This window comes from Roseomonas fluvialis, assembly GCF_022846615.1.
Taxonomy (GTDB): Bacteria; Pseudomonadota; Alphaproteobacteria; order Acetobacterales; family Acetobacteraceae; genus Neoroseomonas; species Neoroseomonas fluvialis.
Map to the genome: position 1 here is coordinate 4635888 of NZ_AP025637.1, position 16582 is coordinate 4652469.

Consider the following 16582-nt stretch of genomic DNA (forward strand, 5'->3'; position numbering starts at 1 on the left):
GCACGAATGCCGATCATGGCGAACCAGGGCGATCGAACGGTGCGGCTAGCGCGCCGGTAGTCGTCCCGCCTCGCGCCGTTGTTCATAGGCCTTGGCGTGCAGCCAGGCGGCTTCGTGGACCTCGTGCGGCACGCCGGCGGCGCGCGCGGCGTCCAGCAGGAAGCCCAGGATATGGTCGGCCTCGATCCGGCTGCCGGCCTCGAGGTCACGCAGCATGGAGGTGGCGTAGGCGGCGCCGGTATCGGCGAAGACGGCGCGGAATTCCTCGAGGAAGGCATCGCGCACCGGGAAGCCGCGCGCCGACGCGATCGCGGCATTGCGGTCCAGCATGCGATGGAGGAAGTCGATGCCGCCCGGGCTGCGCGCGACCTCGCCCACATTGGCGCGCATCAGCACCGTGCCGATCGCGCTGGTGCCCAGGTGGACCAGCTTCTCCCACATGCGCGCCATGATGTCGGGCACCGCCTGCGCCACCACGCCGCGGGCCGGCGCGAAGGCGGCCTCGATCGCGCGGACGCGCTCCGACAGGCCGCCGCCGACTTCACCGAAGGTAATCCAGCGCCAGTCGTTCAACTGCCGCACCGTCCCGTCGGGGGCCAGCGTCGCCTGGATCTTGGCAAGCCCGCCCAGGACGCGCTCCGGGCCGAATTCCGCAATCAGCCGGTCGACATGCGACAGCCCGTTCAGCACCGGCAGGATGGCGGTGCGCGCATCGACGGCGGGGCGGATGGCAGCGATGGCGTCATCCAGGTCATAGGCCTTGCACGACATCAGGATGACATCCCAGCCGGGTCGCGCCTGTCCCGCGGCCAGGGTCGCCACGGGGCCCTGCCAGGCGCCGAAGGGGCTGTCGATTCGTAGGCCATCGCGCTCCAGCACGGCCCGGCGGGCAGGGCGCAGCAGGAAGGCGACCTCGGCGGTGCCGGCCTCGACCAGCCGCCCCCCGAAATACCCGCCGAGTGCGCCGGCCCCGAGCACCAGCAGCCGCATCGCGTCGTCCCCCCTGCCCCAGGTCAGCGACCCTAGGCGGCGGCCGTGCTTCGCGAAAGTCCGATACATGCAGGTTACCGCCAAGGCGCTATGGTAGTCGCCATGCGCAGGTTTCTCCTTGTCGCCGGATGCTGTTGCGCCCTCGCTGCCGGCTGGTGGTGGGCGGGCACGCCGGGGCTCGCGATGCTGACAGGCAACGCCGCGACCAGCGCCGCGCTGCCACGGCTGCGCAGCGCGCCAGCCGATCGCGGCGCCATCACCGCGGTGGTCGCGGCGACAGGCACTGTGAACCCCGTCACGCTGGTGCAGGTGGGCAGCCAGCTCTCCGGCCAGATCCGCGAACTGCACGCCGACTTCAACACGCAGGTGCGCGAGGGCCAGCCGATCGCGCGGCTCGATACCGCCACCATCGAGGCGCGCCGCGCCGCCGCCGAGGCCGACATGCTGGCCGCCGCCGCCCAGGTGATCGTCGCGCGCGCCCAGGCCGAGCGCGCCGTCGCCGACGAAGCCCAGGCCCGCGCGCAGATCGAGGCCGCCCGCGCCGCCATCCTGGGTGTCGAGGCGGCCGCCCGCGATGCCGAGGGCGAGGCCGCGCGCAGCGCCGAACTGCGCGCCCGCGGCGTGGGCGCCGAGCGCGACGCGCTGCGCACCGCCTTCGCGGCGGACCGTGCCCGCGCCTCGGTCGCGCAGGCGCGCGCCGACCTGCTGCGCGCGGAAGCCGCCGCGATCTCGGCCGCCGCCGCCGCCCGCACGGCATCCGCGCAGGTCGAGGCCGCCGAGGCCGCTCGCGCGCAGAAGGAAGCGCTGATGCGCCAGGTTGAGGTGGACCTGAACAACGCCACCATCCGATCCCCCATCGACGGCATCGTGGTCTCGCGCAACATCGATGTCGGGCAGACCGTGGCGGCGTCCTTCCAGGCGCCGGTGCTGTTCCAGATCGCTGCAAGCCTCGATGAGATGGAGGTCTGGGCGACGGTGGACGAGGCCGATATCGGCCGCGTGCGCGCCGGCCAGGACGTGACCTTCACCGTCGCCGCCTTCCCGTCCGAGACACTGCGCGGGCGCGTGAAGGACATCCGCCTGGCGGCCACCACGGTGCAGAACGTGGTGACCTACACGGTGGTGGTGACGGCGCCGAACGCCTCCGGGCGCCTGCTGCCGGGCATGACCGCGACCCTGCGCATCGTCACCGAGGAACGCCCGCAGGCGCTGCGCGTGCCCAATGCCGCGCTGCGCTGGCGCCCGCCCGGCACCACCGCCGGCGGCCCGCCCACCGAGGCCGCGGCCCCCGGCCAGGCGCAGCTCGACCAGGCGCTGGCCTCGCTCACCGACCTCACGCCAGCGCAGCGCGCCGAAATCGATGCCGCGCGCGCCGAGATGCGCAGCCGCATGCAATCCCTGCCCAGCGACGCCGACACGCGGCGCCAGCAGCAGCAGCAGGCGCGCCAGCGGCTCGTCTCACGGCTGAATGCGGCACTCACGCCCGACCAGCGCGCGCGCCTCGCGGCGATGCGCGGCGGCGGGGCGGGTCGGGGCGGCACGCCCGGGACGGTCTGGGTGCTGGAGGGCGACGGGCCGCCGCGCAGCGTCGCGGTGCGCACGGGCATCACCGACGGCACCGTCACCGAGATCCTCTCGGGCGAGATCGCGCCGGGCGCGAGCGTCGTGATCGGCCAGGACCGCGCCGGCGCCGCCGCGGCCGCGACCGGCCGGCGACTGTTCTGACGCATGACCGCTTTGATCGACACCGCCGGCCTGTCGCGCAGTTTCCCTGCGGGCGAGGGCGTGGTGCGCGCGCTGGCCGACGTCTCGGTCAGCATCCAGCCCGGCGAATTCGTCGCTGCCATGGGGCCGTCGGGGTCGGGCAAATCCACCTTCCTGAACCTGATCGGCTGCCTGGACCGCCCGACCACCGGGACCTACCGGCTGATGGGCGAGGAGGTTGGCGCGCTGTCGCAGGACCGCCTGGCGGAACTCCGCAGCCGGCGCATCGGCTTCGTGTTCCAGTCCTTCAACCTGCTGCAGCGCGCGGATGCGCTGGCGAATGTGGAACTGCCGCTGGTCTATCGCGGGCTGCGCCGGCGTGCACGGCGGGACCGCGCGGCGATGGCGCTGGCGGCCGTGGGACTGGGGGACCGGATGCGGCACCGGCCTTCGCAGCTTTCCGGCGGTCAGCAACAGCGCGTGGCGATCGCGCGCGCCATCGTGGGCAGCCCCGACCTGCTGCTGGCGGACGAGCCCACCGGCGCGCTCGACACGCGCACCGGCCTGTCGGTGGTGTCGCTGTTCCAGGCGCTGAACCGCGGCGGCGTGGGCGTACTGATGGTCACGCATGATGCCGAGGTAGCGCGCTTCGCAACGCGCGTGCTGCGCTTCCGCGATGGTCGCCTGGTGTCGGATGCGCGGCAGGATCCGGCCGACGCGGCCGCGATGCTGGCCGCACTGCCGCCAATGGAAGACGCGGCGTGAACGCGCCGGGCACCATTACGCGTGCCGCGCCCGCCACCAGCGTAGCAACGCCGGTGCTCCCGCCGCTGCCGCCCACGCGGGGCGGCATGGACCTGGCCGAGGCGTTCCGTGGTGCGCTCTCGGCGCTCGCCGCGAATTACCTGCGGTCGATCCTGACGGCGCTGGGCATCTTCATCGGCGTCGCCGCGGTGATCGCGACCGTGGCGGTAGGCGAAGGCGCGCGGCGGCAAGTGACGGCGCAGATCCAGTCGCTCGGTGCCAACCTGCTGATCATCTGGGGCGGGTCCGCCACCATGGGCGGCGTGCGGCTGGGGGCCGGCGGTCGGTCGAATCTGTCCTACGACGACGCCGTGGCGATCGCGCGGGAGGTGCCGGAGGTCGAGGTCGCGGTGGGCTCCATCCGGCAGACCTTCCAGATGGTGGCAGGCAACCAGAACTGGTCGGCGGTGGTGATTGCCGCGGACCCGGATTTCTTCACCGCCCATGAGTGGGTGCCCGACAGCGGCCGGCTGTTCGGCACCGAGGAGGCCGGCGCCGCGCGCAAGGTGGTGATCCTGGGTGCCACGGTGGCGGAGAACCTGTTCGGCGAGGAAGACCCGGTCGGGCGCGAGATCCGCATCCGTTCCACGCCCTTCGAGGTGATCGGCGTAATGGCGCGCAAGGGCCAGAACCCGATGGGCCAGGACCAGGACGACGCGGTGTTCATCCCCTACTGGACGGCGCGGCGGTCCGTGATGGGCGCGTCGCGCGCCAATGCGCGGCAGGTCGGCACCATCTCGGTCAAGGTGCACGAGGGCGAGGACATGCGCGACGCGGAGGAGAACATCCGCGCGCTGATGCGCCAGCGCCACCGCGTCGCCGCCAACGAACCCGACAGCGTGTCGGTGCGCAACCTGTCCGATATCCAGGCCACGCGCGATGCCGCGGCGCGCACGCTGTCGCTGCTGCTGGCCTCGGTCGCCGCGGTGTCGCTGCTGGTGGGCGGCATCGGCGTGATGAACATCATGCTGGTGAGCGTCACGGAACGCACGCGCGAGATCGGGCTGCGCCTCGCGATCGGTGCGCGCCGGCGCGACGTGCTGGCGCAGTTCCTGCTCGAGGCGCTGGTGCTCGCACTGCTCGGCGGTGCGGTGGGCGTCGCCGCCGGCATCACGCTGTCGCACCTGGCGGCGGACCTCGCCGGATGGCCGGTGCTGGTTACGTTGGACTCGGTGCTGCTGGCGGTTGGCGTTTCCGCGCTGACCGGGCTGTTCTTCGGCTTCTGGCCGGCGCGGCGCGCGGCACGGCTCGACCCGATCGCGGCGCTGCGGCACGACTAGACCGGTTTCCACGAGCATCTTCGCTCGATCGGATGAGTTCAACTGATCGGGCTCAGTCCTCAGCAGGTCGAGTGCCCGGTTGCGCGATTTCCGATCGGACGGCACCGGCCTGCTCCCCCGCCCAGCCAGCCAACGACAGAATCCAGGATGGGTGGCCAGGCGGCGGAATGGCTAGGTGCCGCTGGGTCGGGATACGCGCGCATCCGGCGGTCAGCCGGCCAGTTCCACTGGTTCCGGCAGGGTCGCCCACTCCTCGTCGTCCGGCTTGTTGCCGGTGGTCCACATCAGCACGGCGAAGCGTCCGGGCCGGTCCAGCGCGCGCAGTGGGTGGTGCCAGGTGCCCAGGTGATAGTTCACCGCCTGGTCGCCCCGCACCACGAAGGCGCGCAGTGCGGACGCATCAGGCTTCCCGCCAACATCGGGGGCGACCAGCACGACCCAGCGCTCCACATCCATCGGCACGAAGCACTGCGAGGACCGGTTGTGGCGCTCCATCTCGGTCGCCGTGAGCGGCAGCGACCAGGCCTTCGCCGTGCTGAAAGACAGACGCGGCTGGATCGCGCCGTCGATTGCCCGCAGCGTGTCGGTCAGCGCCAGGCCCGCACCCTCGCCCGGCGGATCAATCACGTCGCCGAAGGGCGCGAAGGCCTTGGCCGTCAGGGGTTCCAGAACCAGGCGCAGCGTCATGGCCCCACCTTCGCGATCTGTTCCATGCCAGGCTGGTAGGGGAAGGTGCGCCGCCAATGCTCGGCGATCTCGATGCGGCGCGTGATCCAGACCTTATCGTGACCCTGGATATAGTCGAGGAAGCGGGCGAGGCCGATGGCGCGCGCTGGATGCCCGATGAAGCGCATGTGCAGCCCGCACGACATCATTCTCGGCTGCGTCTCGCCTTCCTCGTACAGCATGTCGAACTGGTCCTTGAGGAAAGTGAAGTAGTCGTCGGCGGTCGAGAAGATCCCGCGGCCGAACTTGCTGTCGTTGGTGACCAACGAATACGGCACGACCAGGTGCGGCTTGCCGTCCTGCAGCACCCAGTAGGGCAGTTCGTCGTTGTAGCAGTCGCTGTCATAGAGGAAGCCGCCCTCCTCCACGACCAACGTGCGGGTGTGAACGCTGGGCCCATAGCGGCAGTACCAGCCGAGCGGACGCGAGCCCATGGTCTTCTGCAGGCTGTCGATGGCAAGGCGGATGTGCTCGCGCTCCTGCTCCTTCGCCAGCTTGTAGTGTTCGATCCAGCGCCAGCCGTGGCAGCAAATGTCGTGGCCCGCGGCGCGGATGGCGGCAGCAGCGGGCGGATGACGTTCGAGTGCCAGCGCACACGCGAAAACGGTCATCGGCAGGTTGCGCTTGGCGAAGATCCGCATGATGCGCCAGAAACCCACGCGGGATCCGTATTCGAACATGCCTTCACCCGCGAGGTCGCGCTGGCCGTCCGGCACCGGGGATTGCGGCGCCTCGGCGGTGCTGGTCTCGGAACGGCCATCGCCGTCGGGGAAGGAGTATTCCGACCCTTCCTCGTAATTCATCACGAAGTTGACCGCGACGCGTGCGCCGCCGGGCCATTGCGGATGCGGCGGGTGCTCGCCGTAGCCAACGAGGTCGCGGGGATAGGGCTCGGTCACGCGCAGGTCCTCTCGTGCAGTGGTGGCCGCAATCGCCGCCGGACGCCTGGCGGACCCGGCGCCGGGCTCGCGTCCCGATAGCAGTCCGGGCCGACATGCGTCGGCTGTCCGGAAGAAACTTCAGCGCGTTTGCCGCGACCAGCAAGCCCGGCGGAGGCAAGGCACCGCGATCAGCGCATCCGACGCATCGCTGTCGGATAGAGCCGACCATCCGGCGCGCGCATCGCTTCAAGGACGAAGCCGCCGGGCAGGTCGTGCAGTTCCTCCGTCGGCGCGGCATCGGCAGCGGCGTCGAAGGCGCCACGCAGCGGCCGGCCTTCCATGCCCTCGGTCCCGAGGCCCAGCAGATGCAGCACCGTGGGCACAATATCCGTCAGGTCAGCGGCTTCCTCGCATACGGCGCCGCGGCGGAACGGGCCGCCCTGCATCACCAGCACCGTCGCGAGTTCCGCCCGGTGCAGGCCGCCATGCATGCCGCCGCCCTCGGGCACGTCGGGCGCGTCGAAGGGCGCGGTGCCGGGCAGGCCCCAGGCATCAGGGCCTTCGTCGCCCGCAAAGGTCGCGACAAGGTCGGCGCTGCGCGCGTGGGCGCTGCCGAGCAGCGCCAGCGGCGCGGCGCGGCCGTCCGGCAGGATCGCCGGATCGCGCGCCAGCAGCGGCCCAGCCCAGTCCTGACGAGCGAGAAAATCGGCGATCTGCGGAGCCAGCGAGGTATGGCGCAGCCACAGGCCGGGCGCCGCCGCGGGCGCCACCACCACATCGATGTCGGGTGCCAGGCCGATACCGGCGCGAAAGCCCGCCCGCTGCAACTCGGTGCGCAGGCAGCGCTTGCCGCGGCCGGTCACATGGCCGTGGTCCGACAGCACGATGATGGCGATCTCCTCGGCGTCGGGCTGCGCGTCGCGCCAGGCGACGACGCGCCCGAGCACCGCGTCGGCCGTGCGCAGGGCACGCAGCGTGTGCGGCGCGCGCAGCCCGCCCCAGTGGAAGGACACGTCGGGCTCCGACAACCAGAGCAGCGCGACATCGGGGCAATGGCGTGCGAGCACGTGGTCGAGCAGCACGCGGCCGGCGAATTCGATGCGCGCGATATTGGGCACCTCCGCAGCGGGTGTTGCGCCCAGCGCGTCGAGCACCTCGGCCGCCGTGGCGCCTTCTGTGTCCTCCACGTTCCAGCGAAAGGTGCCGAGCCGTTCGGCAGCAGGATGCAGCAGTCGCGCCGCCCCGGCCGTACCGGCGCTGACCAGGGCGAAGCGCAGCCCATGCGGCGCGAGCCGTTCCGCCAGGCTGGGCCTTTGCAGCGGGGATTCGGCGCCGGCCGCCAAGGCCAGCACGTCCTCGACCAGTTTCGTGCGCAGCAGCCGGTCCGGCGCGACGCCGGCATCGAACAGCGTATTCGCCACCATGCCATGCCCGCCTGGACGGCAGCCGGTGATCAGCGAGGGCGTTGCCACCCGCGTTTCGGAGGGAAAGACGCTGCGCGCGCGCGCGAAGCGCGTGCCGGACGCAGCAAGCGCAGCAAGGTGCGGTGTCGTTGCCGCATCCACCATGTCGGGTCGCAGCCCATCGAGGGCGATCATCAGCACACGCGTCATGGGATGGTCCTTGTGCGATGGGCCTTGGTCGGCGCGAAGCACGCACCGATCGCCATGATCTGTCCATGCCCGGCGGTGAGGTAGCAACGGCGCAGTGTGATCGGGTTTGCATCAGACTGCGTGCTGCCGCGGGGCGAGGACTGCGCACCAACTGAATATGTCGAAACGGGCTTCGGAGGCCGGACGCCGTATGCGCGGCTAACCTCGGCCTAAGGAGCGTCTTTTATGGTGGGTTCGAGATATCCGGCGCCGTGCCTGGCCCGCTACGCGGGCCATTAGCGGCGGGGCAGCGCGGACTGCCGAAATACCGGCGACACCGGGACTGCGTGGCTGGGGCGCCAGGATTCGAACCTGGGAATGGCGGTACCAAAAACCGCTGCCTTACCGCTTGGCGACGCCCCATCCGCACCGCCTCATAGCCTTCACCCGGGCGTTCCGTGAAGCCCCCCACCCCAGCGCCACCAGACCGCCGGCAACGCCGTCGCGGCGCGGCGGGCATCGCCCGGCTGGTCGAAGATGGCAAAGCACGTCGCACCCGATCCGCTCATGCGCGCCAGCAGGCAACCCGGCAGGTCCCGCAGCGCCGCCAGCGCCGCAGCCACAGCGGGGCACAGGACCATCGCGGCGGGCTCCAGGTCGTTGCGAAGGGCCGCAAGGTCGCTCGCCATCGCGGCCGCGTCCTCCCAGCCATCGGGCAGCACCGCGGGTTGGGAAAACGCCCCGTCGCGTGCGCGGAACACGGCGGGCGTCGGCAAGGCAACGCGCGGGTTGACCAGCACCATCCCGAATCTCGGCAGCGACGGCGCCGGGGCCAGCATCTCGCCCACGCCGCTCATCCGTGCGGGCCGGGAGGCGACGCAAACGGGCACATCCGCCCCCAGCGACAATGCCACCTCGGCGAGCCGCGCGTCGGGCCAGCCCAGGCCCCACAGCGCATCCAGCGCGCGCAGCGCCGCCGCCGCATCGGCACTGCCGCCCCCAATGCCGGAGGCAACCGGCAGCACCTTGTGCAGCGCCAGCGCCGCGCTGGGCGGAACCCCGGCCGCGGCGGACAGCGCCCGTGCGGCGCGCAGGACCAAGTTGTCCGGCTCGGCCTCCAGCGCCCCCGCCTCGGGCCCGTCCACCGCCAGCGAAAGCTGCGCGCCCGGCAGCGCCTCGATGCCATCCGCGGCATCGGCGAACACCACCAGGCTGTCCAGCAGGTGGTAGCCATCCGCCCGCCGCCCGGTCACGTGCAGGAACAGGTTGACCTTGGCCGGCGCGGATTGCCGAAGGCCAGACGCGCTGGCGGTGCTCAGCGGCGGTTCTCCGCGACCGGATTGGCCGGCAGGCCATTGCGCAACTTGGCCTCGATCTTCGGGCCCTCGTCGCCCTCCGGCCCCAGCGCCAGGGCGCGCCGCCACTGGAACTGCGCCTCGCGCTGCCGCCCCGCCGTCCAGTACGCGTCGCCCAGGTGGTCGTTGATCACGCTGTTGCGCGGTTCGAGCTCGACCGCGCGCTCGAGCCAGCGGATCGCGCCGGGCATGTCGCCCAGCTTGAACAGCGCCCAGCCCAGGCTGTCGGCGATATTGCCGTCCTGCGGGCGGAGCGCGACCGCGCGTTCCAGCATGCGCCGCGCCTCGACCAGGTTCTCGCCGCGCTCCACCCAGGTATAACCCAGGTAGTTGAGCACATAGGGCTGCTCGGGGCTCAGCTCGAGCGCGCGGCGGAAATCCGCCTCGGCCTGCGGCCAATTGCCGCTGCGCTCACGCGCGATGCCGCGGGCGTAGAAGAGCGGCCAGTGGCCTGCCACCGGCGCCGGCACGCGCAGGATCGCCTCGTCATAGGCGGCCGCGGCCTCGGTCCAGCGCTGGCGGCTGCGCAGCATGTCGCCAAGCCGGGCCTGGGGCTGCGATGCGGAAGGATAGGCAGCCGCCACACGGCGGAATTCGGCGATCGCCTGGTCCGGACGGTCGAGCCGGTCGAGTAGCCCGGCGCGGCGCAGCCCCGCCAGGCCCGACAGCATGTCGTCCGCCGGAATCTGGTCGAGCTGAGCCAGCGCGGCGGCGTATTGCCCTTCGTCCGACAGTGCGTCGGCCGCGAGCAGCATCGCCGGCGCGAAGCCGGGCCGCAGGCGCTGCGCAAGGCGCGTGAGCGCCAGCGAGAATTCCGCCGCGCCCTGACCACGCAGAGCGCCGGCCAGGGCGAGATGCGCCTCGGCCATGCCTTCCACGGCCGAGGTCACGGGCCGCGTCGCGATCAACTGGCGCATCGCCTGCTCGCCGGTGGCCAGCGCCAGGTCGTCCTGCCCGCGCGAGAGGGTCTCGACCAGGCGCTCGGCCTCCGATTCGCGGCCGCCGCGCGCCAGGATGCCGGCCGAGATCTGCACCAGGCGCAGCGTCGGTGGGCTGTTGTCGCCGATCGCGATTCGCACGAAGCGCTCGGCCTCGCGCGCACGGCCGGACAGGTCGCAGATCAGCGCGGCGTGCAGCGCATAGAGCGTGCGCAGCCGGCCCGATTCCGACAGCGGGCGCAGCAGCGCCACCGCGGCGTCCGTCTGGCCCTTGCCGTGCAGCGTCCAGGCGAGAAGCAAGGGCTGCAGCAACTGCGCCGCGCCCTGGCGCGGCAGGGTGCGGATGCGTGCCTCGGCACGGTCCCAGCGGCCGGCCTGGGCTTCCGTGCCGGCGATCAGCATGGCGGCCAGAGGGTTGTCCGGCAGACGCCGCGCGAGGCGCACAGCTTCGGGCCGGCCGTCCAGCAGCGTGGCGATGAAAGCGCGCTGAACCACCTCGGGCTGGTCGGGGTCGGCGCGCAGGGCGGCCAGCAGGGCGTCAGCGGCCACCCGCGTGTCGGATTCCGATGTCGCGAAGCGCCCCGCCAGATAGGCGCCGAAGGGGTTGGTCGGAGTCGGCGCGAAGGTCGCCTCGCCGGCCCGGCCGCCCTCGGCGGCGGCGCAGGCGGAGAGCAGGGCAGCGGCGAGGAGCAGGGTACGCGGCGACGGCAGGGACAGCATCATGGACCCATCCTAGCGGCCCGCGTTGCGCCGCACCACGGCGGATGCGGTGGTCATCGACGGCGATCCCGGCGGCCCGGACCAGCCGACTCTGCTGCCGCTCAGTGTCTGTCTGAAATGTCCGTGATCGGCCAGCCATGCATCTGCGGCAAGCCGTCGCGTCTGGCCGCGCAAGGGCTGCGGGGCTAGGGTGACGGTCAAGACCCAGCCGCGGAGGAATACGCCGATGTCGTACCCCAATGTCCAGTTGCACGTGAACGGGGAGTGGCGCGCGGCGCGCTCCGGCAAGACACTGAACGTGCTGAATCCCGCGACCGAGGAAGTGATCGGCACCGTCGCCCACGCCGAGCGCGCCGACCTCGATGAGGCCCTGGCCGCCGCCGAGCGCGGCTTCGCGACTTGGCGCAAGGTTTCCGCCTTCGACCGCTACAAGCTGATGCGCAAGGCCGCGGACATCTTCCGCACCCGCGCCGACGCGACCGCGCGGCTGATGACGCTGGAACAAGGCAAGCCGCTGCCCGAGGCGAAGATGGAGGTGATGGCCGCCGCCGACATCATCGACTGGTTCGCCGAGGAAGGCCGCCGCGCCTATGGCCGCGTGATCCCGGCCCGCGCCGAGGGCGTGTACCAGCTGGTGGTGAAGGACCCGATCGGCCCGGTCGCCGCCTTCACGCCGTGGAACTTCCCGATCAACCAGGTGGTGCGCAAGCTGTGCGGCGCGGTTGCGACCGGCTGCTCGATCATCGTGAAGGCGCCCGAGGAAACCCCTGCGAGCCCCGCCGAGCTGATCCGCGCCTTCGTCGATGCCGGCCTGCCGCCGGGGGTCGCGAACCTGGTCTATGGCGTGCCGGCGGAGATCAGCGAGTACCTCATCAAGCACCCGATCATCCGCAAGGTGACGTTCACGGGGTCGACCCCCGTGGGCAAGCTGCTGGCGGGCATGGCGGGCGCGCACATGAAGCGGGTGACGATGGAATTGGGCGGCCATGCGCCGGCCATCGTGTTCGACGATGCGGACCTGGACCTCGCGGCCAAGACGTTGGCCGGGGCGAAGTTCCGCAATGCCGGCCAGGTCTGCGTCAGCCCGACGCGATTCCTGGTGCAGGAGAAGCTGTATGACGGCTTCGTGGAAAAATTCGTTGCGCACACCAAGGCGCTGAAGGTCGGCGACGGCATGGCCGAGGGCACCACGATGGGCCCGCTCGCGCATGACCGCCGCGTGCCCTGGGTCGAGATGCTGGTGCAGGATGCGCAGCAGAAGGGGGCGAAGGTGCACACCGGCGGGTCGCGCATCGGCAACAAGGGCTATTTCTACGAGCCCACGGTGATGACCGACGTGCCGAAGGATGCCCGCGCGATGAACGAGGAGCCCTTCGGCCCGATGGCGATGATCTCCCGCTTCAAGGATTTCGACGAAGTGGTGCAGGAAGCCAACCGCCTGCCCTATGGCCTCGCGGCCTATGCCTTCACGCGTTCGGCCAAGACCGCGAACGCGATCGCCGCACAGGTCGAGAGCGGGATGATGACGATCAACCACCTGGGCCTGGCGCTGCCCGAGGTGCCGTTCGGCGGCATCAAGGACAGCGGCTATGGCAGCGAAGGCGGCAGCGAGGCGATCGAGGCGTATCTGAACACGCGCTTCGTGTCGCAGGCGGGGATCTGACAGGAAGGTTGGGGGAGGAGAACCTCCCCCAAGCCCCCACCCTTTTTCTGGCCGTTGGGAACTGACCTCCGTTGTCAGTCCCCAAGTGCCAAAAGAAGGAGGGGGTTCGGGGGAGTTCGCTCCCCCGACCTTTCTTTCGCGATGCGCACCCTTTTCCAAGAGCGCGACTTCCTCCGCCTCTGGGTCTCAGGCCTGTGCGTCTTCGTCGTGCGCTGGCTCGAGACGCTGGCCGTCGGCGTCTTCGCCTATGCCGCCACGGGCTCGGCCTTCGTGGTGGCGATGCTCACCATGCTGCGCCTGCTGCCGATGGGGCTGTTCGGCGCCTTCCTGGGCGCGGCGGCGGACCGCATGGACCGCCGCCAGGCGCTGCTGCTGGTGGTGCTGTCGCAGGCGGTGACGTCAGCGGTGATCGCGGGCCTCGCCTTCGCCGATGCCATCGCGGTTTGGCACCTGGCGGTTGCCTCCTTCGTGAACGGCATCGCCTGGGCGTCCGACAACCCGGTGCGGCGCGCCATGATCGGCCAAGTGGTCGGGCCCGCGCGCATGGGTGTCGCGATGTCGGTCGATGTCGCGACCAGCAACGGCAGCCGCGTGCTCGGGCCGACGCTAGGCGGAGTGGTGCTGGCGACGGTCGGGCTGGATGGCGCGTTCCTGCTGAGCGTGGCGATCTACATTCCCGCGGTCGTCGCGGTGCTGCGCCTGCCGCGCACACCGCCCGCGCCCGTTGCGGTGGTGACGCCGGTGCTGGCCAGCATCGCCGAAGGGCTGGCGGTGGTGCGGCGCGAACCGCGCCTGGTGGGCGCGCTGATGGTGACGTTGCTGTTCAACCTGTTCGGCTGGCCCTGCACCAGCATGATCCCGGTGATCGGCAAGGACCAGTTGGCGCTCGGCCCGCAAGGGGTCGGTCTGCTGGCCGGCATGGATGGCGTGGGCGCCTTCCTGGGGGCGGTGACGATTGCGCTGCTGGCGCGGCCCGAACACTACAAGGCGATCTACCTCGGCGGCATCACGCTGTACCTGGCCATGACCGTGGCGTTTGCGCTGGCGACGGGACCGCTGGCGGCGGGCACGGCGCTGTTGCTGTCGGGCGTGGGCGGGGCGGGCTTCGCCATCATGCAGCCGACGCTGATCTTCCTGGCGACGCCGGTCGAGATGCGCAGCCGCATCCTGGGGCTGCTGTCGGTGTGCATCGGGCTGGGGCCGATCGGGTTCCTGGTCTTGGGCGGGCTGGCGGAGGTGTTCGGTGCGCCGGCGGCGACGGCGATGATGGGCCTGGCGGGGCTGGCGGCGCTGGCCGCGACGCGCCGCTGGTGGACACATATCTGAACGGAGGAGGCTGCGATGGACATGCTGCTGCCCGCGGCGCGGGCAATCGGCGAGAGGTTGAAGGCACGCGGCGAGACGGTGGCGGTGGCCGAGAGTTCGGCCGGCGGGCTGATCTCGGCCGCGCTGCTCGCGGTGCCGGGAGCCTCGGCGTATTTCCTTGGCGGTGCGGTGGTCTACACCAAGGCGTCGCGGGCAGGTCTTCTCGGGATCACGGATGCCGACATGGCTGGGATGCGATCGTCGTCGGAGCCCTACGCGATCCTGCTGGCACGGACGGTGCGGGCGCGCATGGGCGCGGACTGGGGCTTCGCGGAAACCGGCGCGGCCGGGCCGTCCGGCAACCGGTACGGCGATGCGGCGGGGCATGCCTGCCTGGCGGTATCCGGGCCGGTGGAGCGCGTCATCACGCTGGAGACCGGGGCGCCGGGGCGCGAGGCCAATATGCGTGCCTTCGCTGCCGCGCTGTTCCGCCTGGCGGCCGAGGTGATCGAATGATCCGGGCTTGCGTGAAGCGCGCCCCGGCCCGACCTTGACGCCGGGACGATCAAGGGAAGCAGACGTGGCGCAGTTCAAGGGCACCGAACGCTATGTCGCGGGGCGCGACCTGGAGGTCGCGGTCAATGCCGCCGTCGCGCTGCAGCGCCCGCTGCTGGTGAAGGGCGAACCGGGCACCGGCAAGACCGTACTGGCGCAGGAGATCGCGAAGGCGCTCGGCTATCCGCTGATCGAATGGCACATCAAGTCCACCACCAAGGCGCAGCAGGGGCTGTACGAATACGACGCGGTGTCGCGCCTGCGCGACGGGCAGCTCGGTGATCCGCGCGTGCACGACATCGCGAACTACATCGTCCGCGGCAAGATGTGGGATGCCTTCGAGAGCGAGCAGCCTGTCGTGCTGCTGATCGACGAGATCGACAAGGCCGATATCGAGTTCCCGAACGACCTGCTGCTCGAGCTCGATCGCATGCAGTTCTTCGTCTACGAGACCCGCAAGACCGTCGCGGCGAAACACAGGCCGGTGGTGATCATCACCTCGAACAACGAGAAGGAATTGCCGGACGCGTTCCTGCGCCGCTGCTTCTTCCACTACATCCGCTTCCCCGACCGCGAGACGATGGAGATGATCGTCAAGGCGCACTACCCCGATATCCGCCAGGGGTTGCTGCGCGAGGCGCTGAACGTCTTCTTCGAGATCCGCGATGTGAACGAACTCAAGAAGAAGCCGGCGACCAGCGAGCTGCTGGACTGGCTGAAGCTGCTGACCATCGAGGACATGCCGCCCGAGGCGCTGCGGTCGTCCGATGCCAAGTCCGCGCTGCCGCCGCTCTATGGCGCGATGCTGAAGAACGAGCAGGACGTACACCTTTTCGAGCGGCTCGCTTTCCTGGCGCGGCGCCGCGGGCAGTAGCGGTGTTCGCGCCCTTCATCCTCGCGCTGCGCGCGGCGGGCGTGCCGGCCTCCATCATGGAGTACCTGGCGCTCCTGCGCGCGATGAAGGAGGGCGTCGCCGACTTCAGCGTCGATGATTTCTACCACCTGTGCCGCGCCGCCCTGGTGAAGGACGAACGCCACCTCGACCGCTTCGACCGCGTTTTTGGCGAGATCTTCAAAGGGCTGGAGACGCCGCAGGGCGAAGCGCCGCGGACCCTGCCCGAGGAATGGCTGCGCAAGATCGCCGAGAAGACCCTGACACCCGAGGAGATGGCCGCGATCGAGGCCATGGGCGGCTTCGATGCGCTGATGGAGACGCTGAAGAAGCGGCTCGAGGAACAGAAGGGCCGGCACCAGGGCGGGTCCAAATGGATCGGCACCGCCGGCACCTCGCCCTTCGGCGCCTATGGCTACAATCCGGAAGGCGTGCGGATCGGCCAGAGTGAATCGCGCCACCGCCGCGCGGTGAAGGTCTGGGACGAACGCAACTTCAAGGACCTGGACGAGGACGAGGCGCTGTCCTCGCGCAACATGAAGGTCGCGCTGCGGCGGCTGCGCCGCTTCGCGCGCACCGGCGCGGCGACGGAACTGGATCTGCCGGGCACGATCGGGGCCACGGCGCGCAATGGCGGCTCGCTCGACCTGCACATGGTCCCGGAGCGGCACAACGCCGTGAAGGTGCTGCTGCTGATGGACATCGGCGGGTCGATGGACGACCACATCCGCATCTGCCAGGAGCTGTTCACCGCCGCGCGGTCCGAATTCAAGCACCTGGAATTCTGGTACTTCCACAACTGCCCGTATGAACGCGTCTGGCGCACCAACCGCCGCCGGCGCGAGACCGAGCGCCCGATGATGGAAGTACTGCGCACCTACGGCCCCGATTGGCGCCTGGTGTTCGTGGGCGACGCCACCATGAGCCCCTACGAAATCATCCAGCCCGGCGGGTCCGTGGAGCATTGGAACGAGGAAGCCGGCCAAGTCTGGATGGCACGCCTGACGCGGCACTTCCGCAAGGCCGCCTGGCTGAACCCGGTGGACCAATCCCACTGGCGCTACACGCAATCCATAGGGATCATGGAGCGCCTGATGGAAAACCGCATGTACCCGCTGACACTCGCGGGCCTCGAGACCATGGCGCGCCAGCTCGCGCGCTGAATCATGTTTGACCG

14 protein-coding genes and 1 tRNA gene are annotated in these 16582 nt (G+C 70.7%); 8 read left to right on the forward strand and 7 right to left on the reverse strand.

Annotated features, from left to right (window positions below):
- Positions 1-45 precede the first annotated feature (45 nt).
- Positions 46-1059, reverse strand: coding sequence for a ketopantoate reductase family protein (locus tag MWM08_RS22190; RefSeq protein ID WP_244408681.1), 1014 nt, complete (start codon positions 1057-1059; stop codon positions 46-48).
- Positions 1060-1092: 33 nt separating this feature from the next.
- Here MWM08_RS22190 and MWM08_RS22195 point away from each other — a divergent pair, with 33 nt between their 5' ends.
- The 3 genes from MWM08_RS22195 to MWM08_RS22205 are packed head-to-tail and all read left to right on the forward strand — an operon-like array spanning position 1093 to position 4778.
- Positions 1093-2715, forward strand: a complete 1623-nt coding sequence (locus tag MWM08_RS22195) for an efflux RND transporter periplasmic adaptor subunit (protein WP_244408682.1) — start codon at positions 1093-1095, stop codon at positions 2713-2715.
- Between the two features lie 3 nt (positions 2716-2718).
- Entirely contained in the window at positions 2719-3459 is a 741-nt protein-coding gene (locus MWM08_RS22200; RefSeq protein WP_244408683.1) for an ABC transporter ATP-binding protein, read from the forward strand.
- A complete protein-coding gene (locus MWM08_RS22205) occupies positions 3456-4778 on the forward strand; it encodes an ABC transporter permease (protein WP_244408684.1) in 1323 nt (440 codons plus the stop codon). Before MWM08_RS22200 ends, MWM08_RS22205 begins: the two co-directional genes overlap by 4 nt.
- Before the next feature lie 210 nt (positions 4779-4988).
- On the opposite strand, the gene MWM08_RS22210 is transcribed toward MWM08_RS22205, so the two are convergent.
- The 6 genes from MWM08_RS22210 to MWM08_RS22235 form a co-directional block, all read right to left on the reverse strand.
- Positions 4989-5465: an ureidoglycolate lyase gene (locus MWM08_RS22210; RefSeq protein WP_244408685.1), complete on the reverse strand. Its 477-nt coding sequence runs from the start codon at positions 5463-5465 to the stop codon at positions 4989-4991.
- Positions 5462-6403, reverse strand: a complete 942-nt coding sequence (locus MWM08_RS22215) for an allantoinase PuuE (RefSeq protein WP_244408686.1) — start codon at positions 6401-6403, stop codon at positions 5462-5464. Before MWM08_RS22215 ends, MWM08_RS22210 begins: the two co-directional genes overlap by 4 nt.
- 170 nt (positions 6404-6573) lie before the next feature.
- Positions 6574-7998 (reverse strand): alkaline phosphatase family protein, encoded by a 1425-nt coding sequence (locus MWM08_RS22220; protein WP_244408687.1) that lies wholly within the window; start codon positions 7996-7998, stop codon positions 6574-6576.
- 327 nt (positions 7999-8325) lie between these two features.
- A tRNA-Gln gene (locus MWM08_RS22225) sits at positions 8326-8400 on the reverse strand.
- 20 nt (positions 8401-8420) lie between these two features.
- Positions 8421-9296 carry a 4-(cytidine 5'-diphospho)-2-C-methyl-D-erythritol kinase gene (locus MWM08_RS22230; protein ID WP_244460010.1) on the reverse strand — a complete coding sequence of 292 codons (876 nt, stop codon included), beginning with the start codon at positions 9294-9296 and terminating at the stop codon, positions 8421-8423.
- On the reverse strand, positions 9293-10993 hold the full coding sequence (locus MWM08_RS22235) for a tetratricopeptide repeat protein (protein WP_244408688.1): 1701 nt from the start codon (positions 10991-10993) through the stop codon (positions 9293-9295). The genes MWM08_RS22230 and MWM08_RS22235 overlap by 4 nt, the downstream gene beginning before the upstream one ends.
- A 223-nt stretch (positions 10994-11216) precedes the next feature.
- Between MWM08_RS22235 and MWM08_RS22240 the strand changes: the two genes are divergently transcribed.
- From MWM08_RS22240 to MWM08_RS22260, 5 genes are all read left to right on the forward strand, one after another.
- Positions 11217-12653, forward strand: coding sequence for an NAD-dependent succinate-semialdehyde dehydrogenase (locus tag MWM08_RS22240; protein ID WP_244408689.1), 1437 nt, complete (start codon positions 11217-11219; stop codon positions 12651-12653).
- A gap of 141 nt (positions 12654-12794) precedes the next feature.
- Positions 12795-13979: an MFS transporter gene (locus tag MWM08_RS22245; RefSeq protein WP_244408690.1), complete on the forward strand. Its 1185-nt coding sequence runs from the start codon at positions 12795-12797 to the stop codon at positions 13977-13979.
- Between the two features lie 15 nt (positions 13980-13994).
- Entirely contained in the window at positions 13995-14474 is a 480-nt protein-coding gene (locus MWM08_RS22250) for a CinA family protein (protein ID WP_244408691.1), read from the forward strand.
- A 64-nt stretch (positions 14475-14538) separates the two neighbouring features.
- The gene (locus MWM08_RS22255) at positions 14539-15387 is read left to right on the forward strand and encodes an AAA family ATPase (RefSeq protein ID WP_244408692.1); all 849 of its coding nucleotides are present in this window, start codon (positions 14539-14541) and stop codon (positions 15385-15387) included.
- Between the two features lie 2 nt (positions 15388-15389).
- On the forward strand, positions 15390-16568 hold the full coding sequence (locus MWM08_RS22260; protein ID WP_244408693.1) for a vWA domain-containing protein: 1179 nt from the start codon (positions 15390-15392) through the stop codon (positions 16566-16568).
- The last annotated feature ends 14 nt before the right edge of the window (positions 16569-16582 follow it).

What these genes read in the sequence shown, in the direction of transcription:
- MWM08_RS22190 (WP_244408681.1), bottom strand. Translation starts at nt 1,059, where the DNA reads ATGTATCGGACTTTCGCGAAGCACGGCCGCCGCCTAGGGTCGCTGACC.
- MWM08_RS22195 (WP_244408682.1), top strand. Translation starts at nt 1,093, where the DNA reads ATGCGCAGGTTTCTCCTTGTCGCCGGATGCTGTTGCGCCCTCGCTGCC.
- MWM08_RS22200 (WP_244408683.1), top strand. Translation starts at nt 2,719, where the DNA reads ATGACCGCTTTGATCGACACCGCCGGCCTGTCGCGCAGTTTCCCTGCG.
- MWM08_RS22210 (WP_244408685.1), bottom strand. Translation starts at nt 5,465, where the DNA reads ATGACGCTGCGCCTGGTTCTGGAACCCCTGACGGCCAAGGCCTTCGCG.
- MWM08_RS22220 (WP_244408687.1), bottom strand. Translation starts at nt 7,998, where the DNA reads ATGACGCGTGTGCTGATGATCGCCCTCGATGGGCTGCGACCCGACATG.
- MWM08_RS22235 (WP_244408688.1), bottom strand. Translation starts at nt 10,993, where the DNA reads ATGATGCTGTCCCTGCCGTCGCCGCGTACCCTGCTCCTCGCCGCTGCC.
- MWM08_RS22240 (WP_244408689.1), top strand. Translation starts at nt 11,217, where the DNA reads ATGTCGTACCCCAATGTCCAGTTGCACGTGAACGGGGAGTGGCGCGCG.
- MWM08_RS22245 (WP_244408690.1), top strand. Translation starts at nt 12,795, where the DNA reads ATGCGCACCCTTTTCCAAGAGCGCGACTTCCTCCGCCTCTGGGTCTCA.
- MWM08_RS22250 (WP_244408691.1), top strand. Translation starts at nt 13,995, where the DNA reads ATGGACATGCTGCTGCCCGCGGCGCGGGCAATCGGCGAGAGGTTGAAG.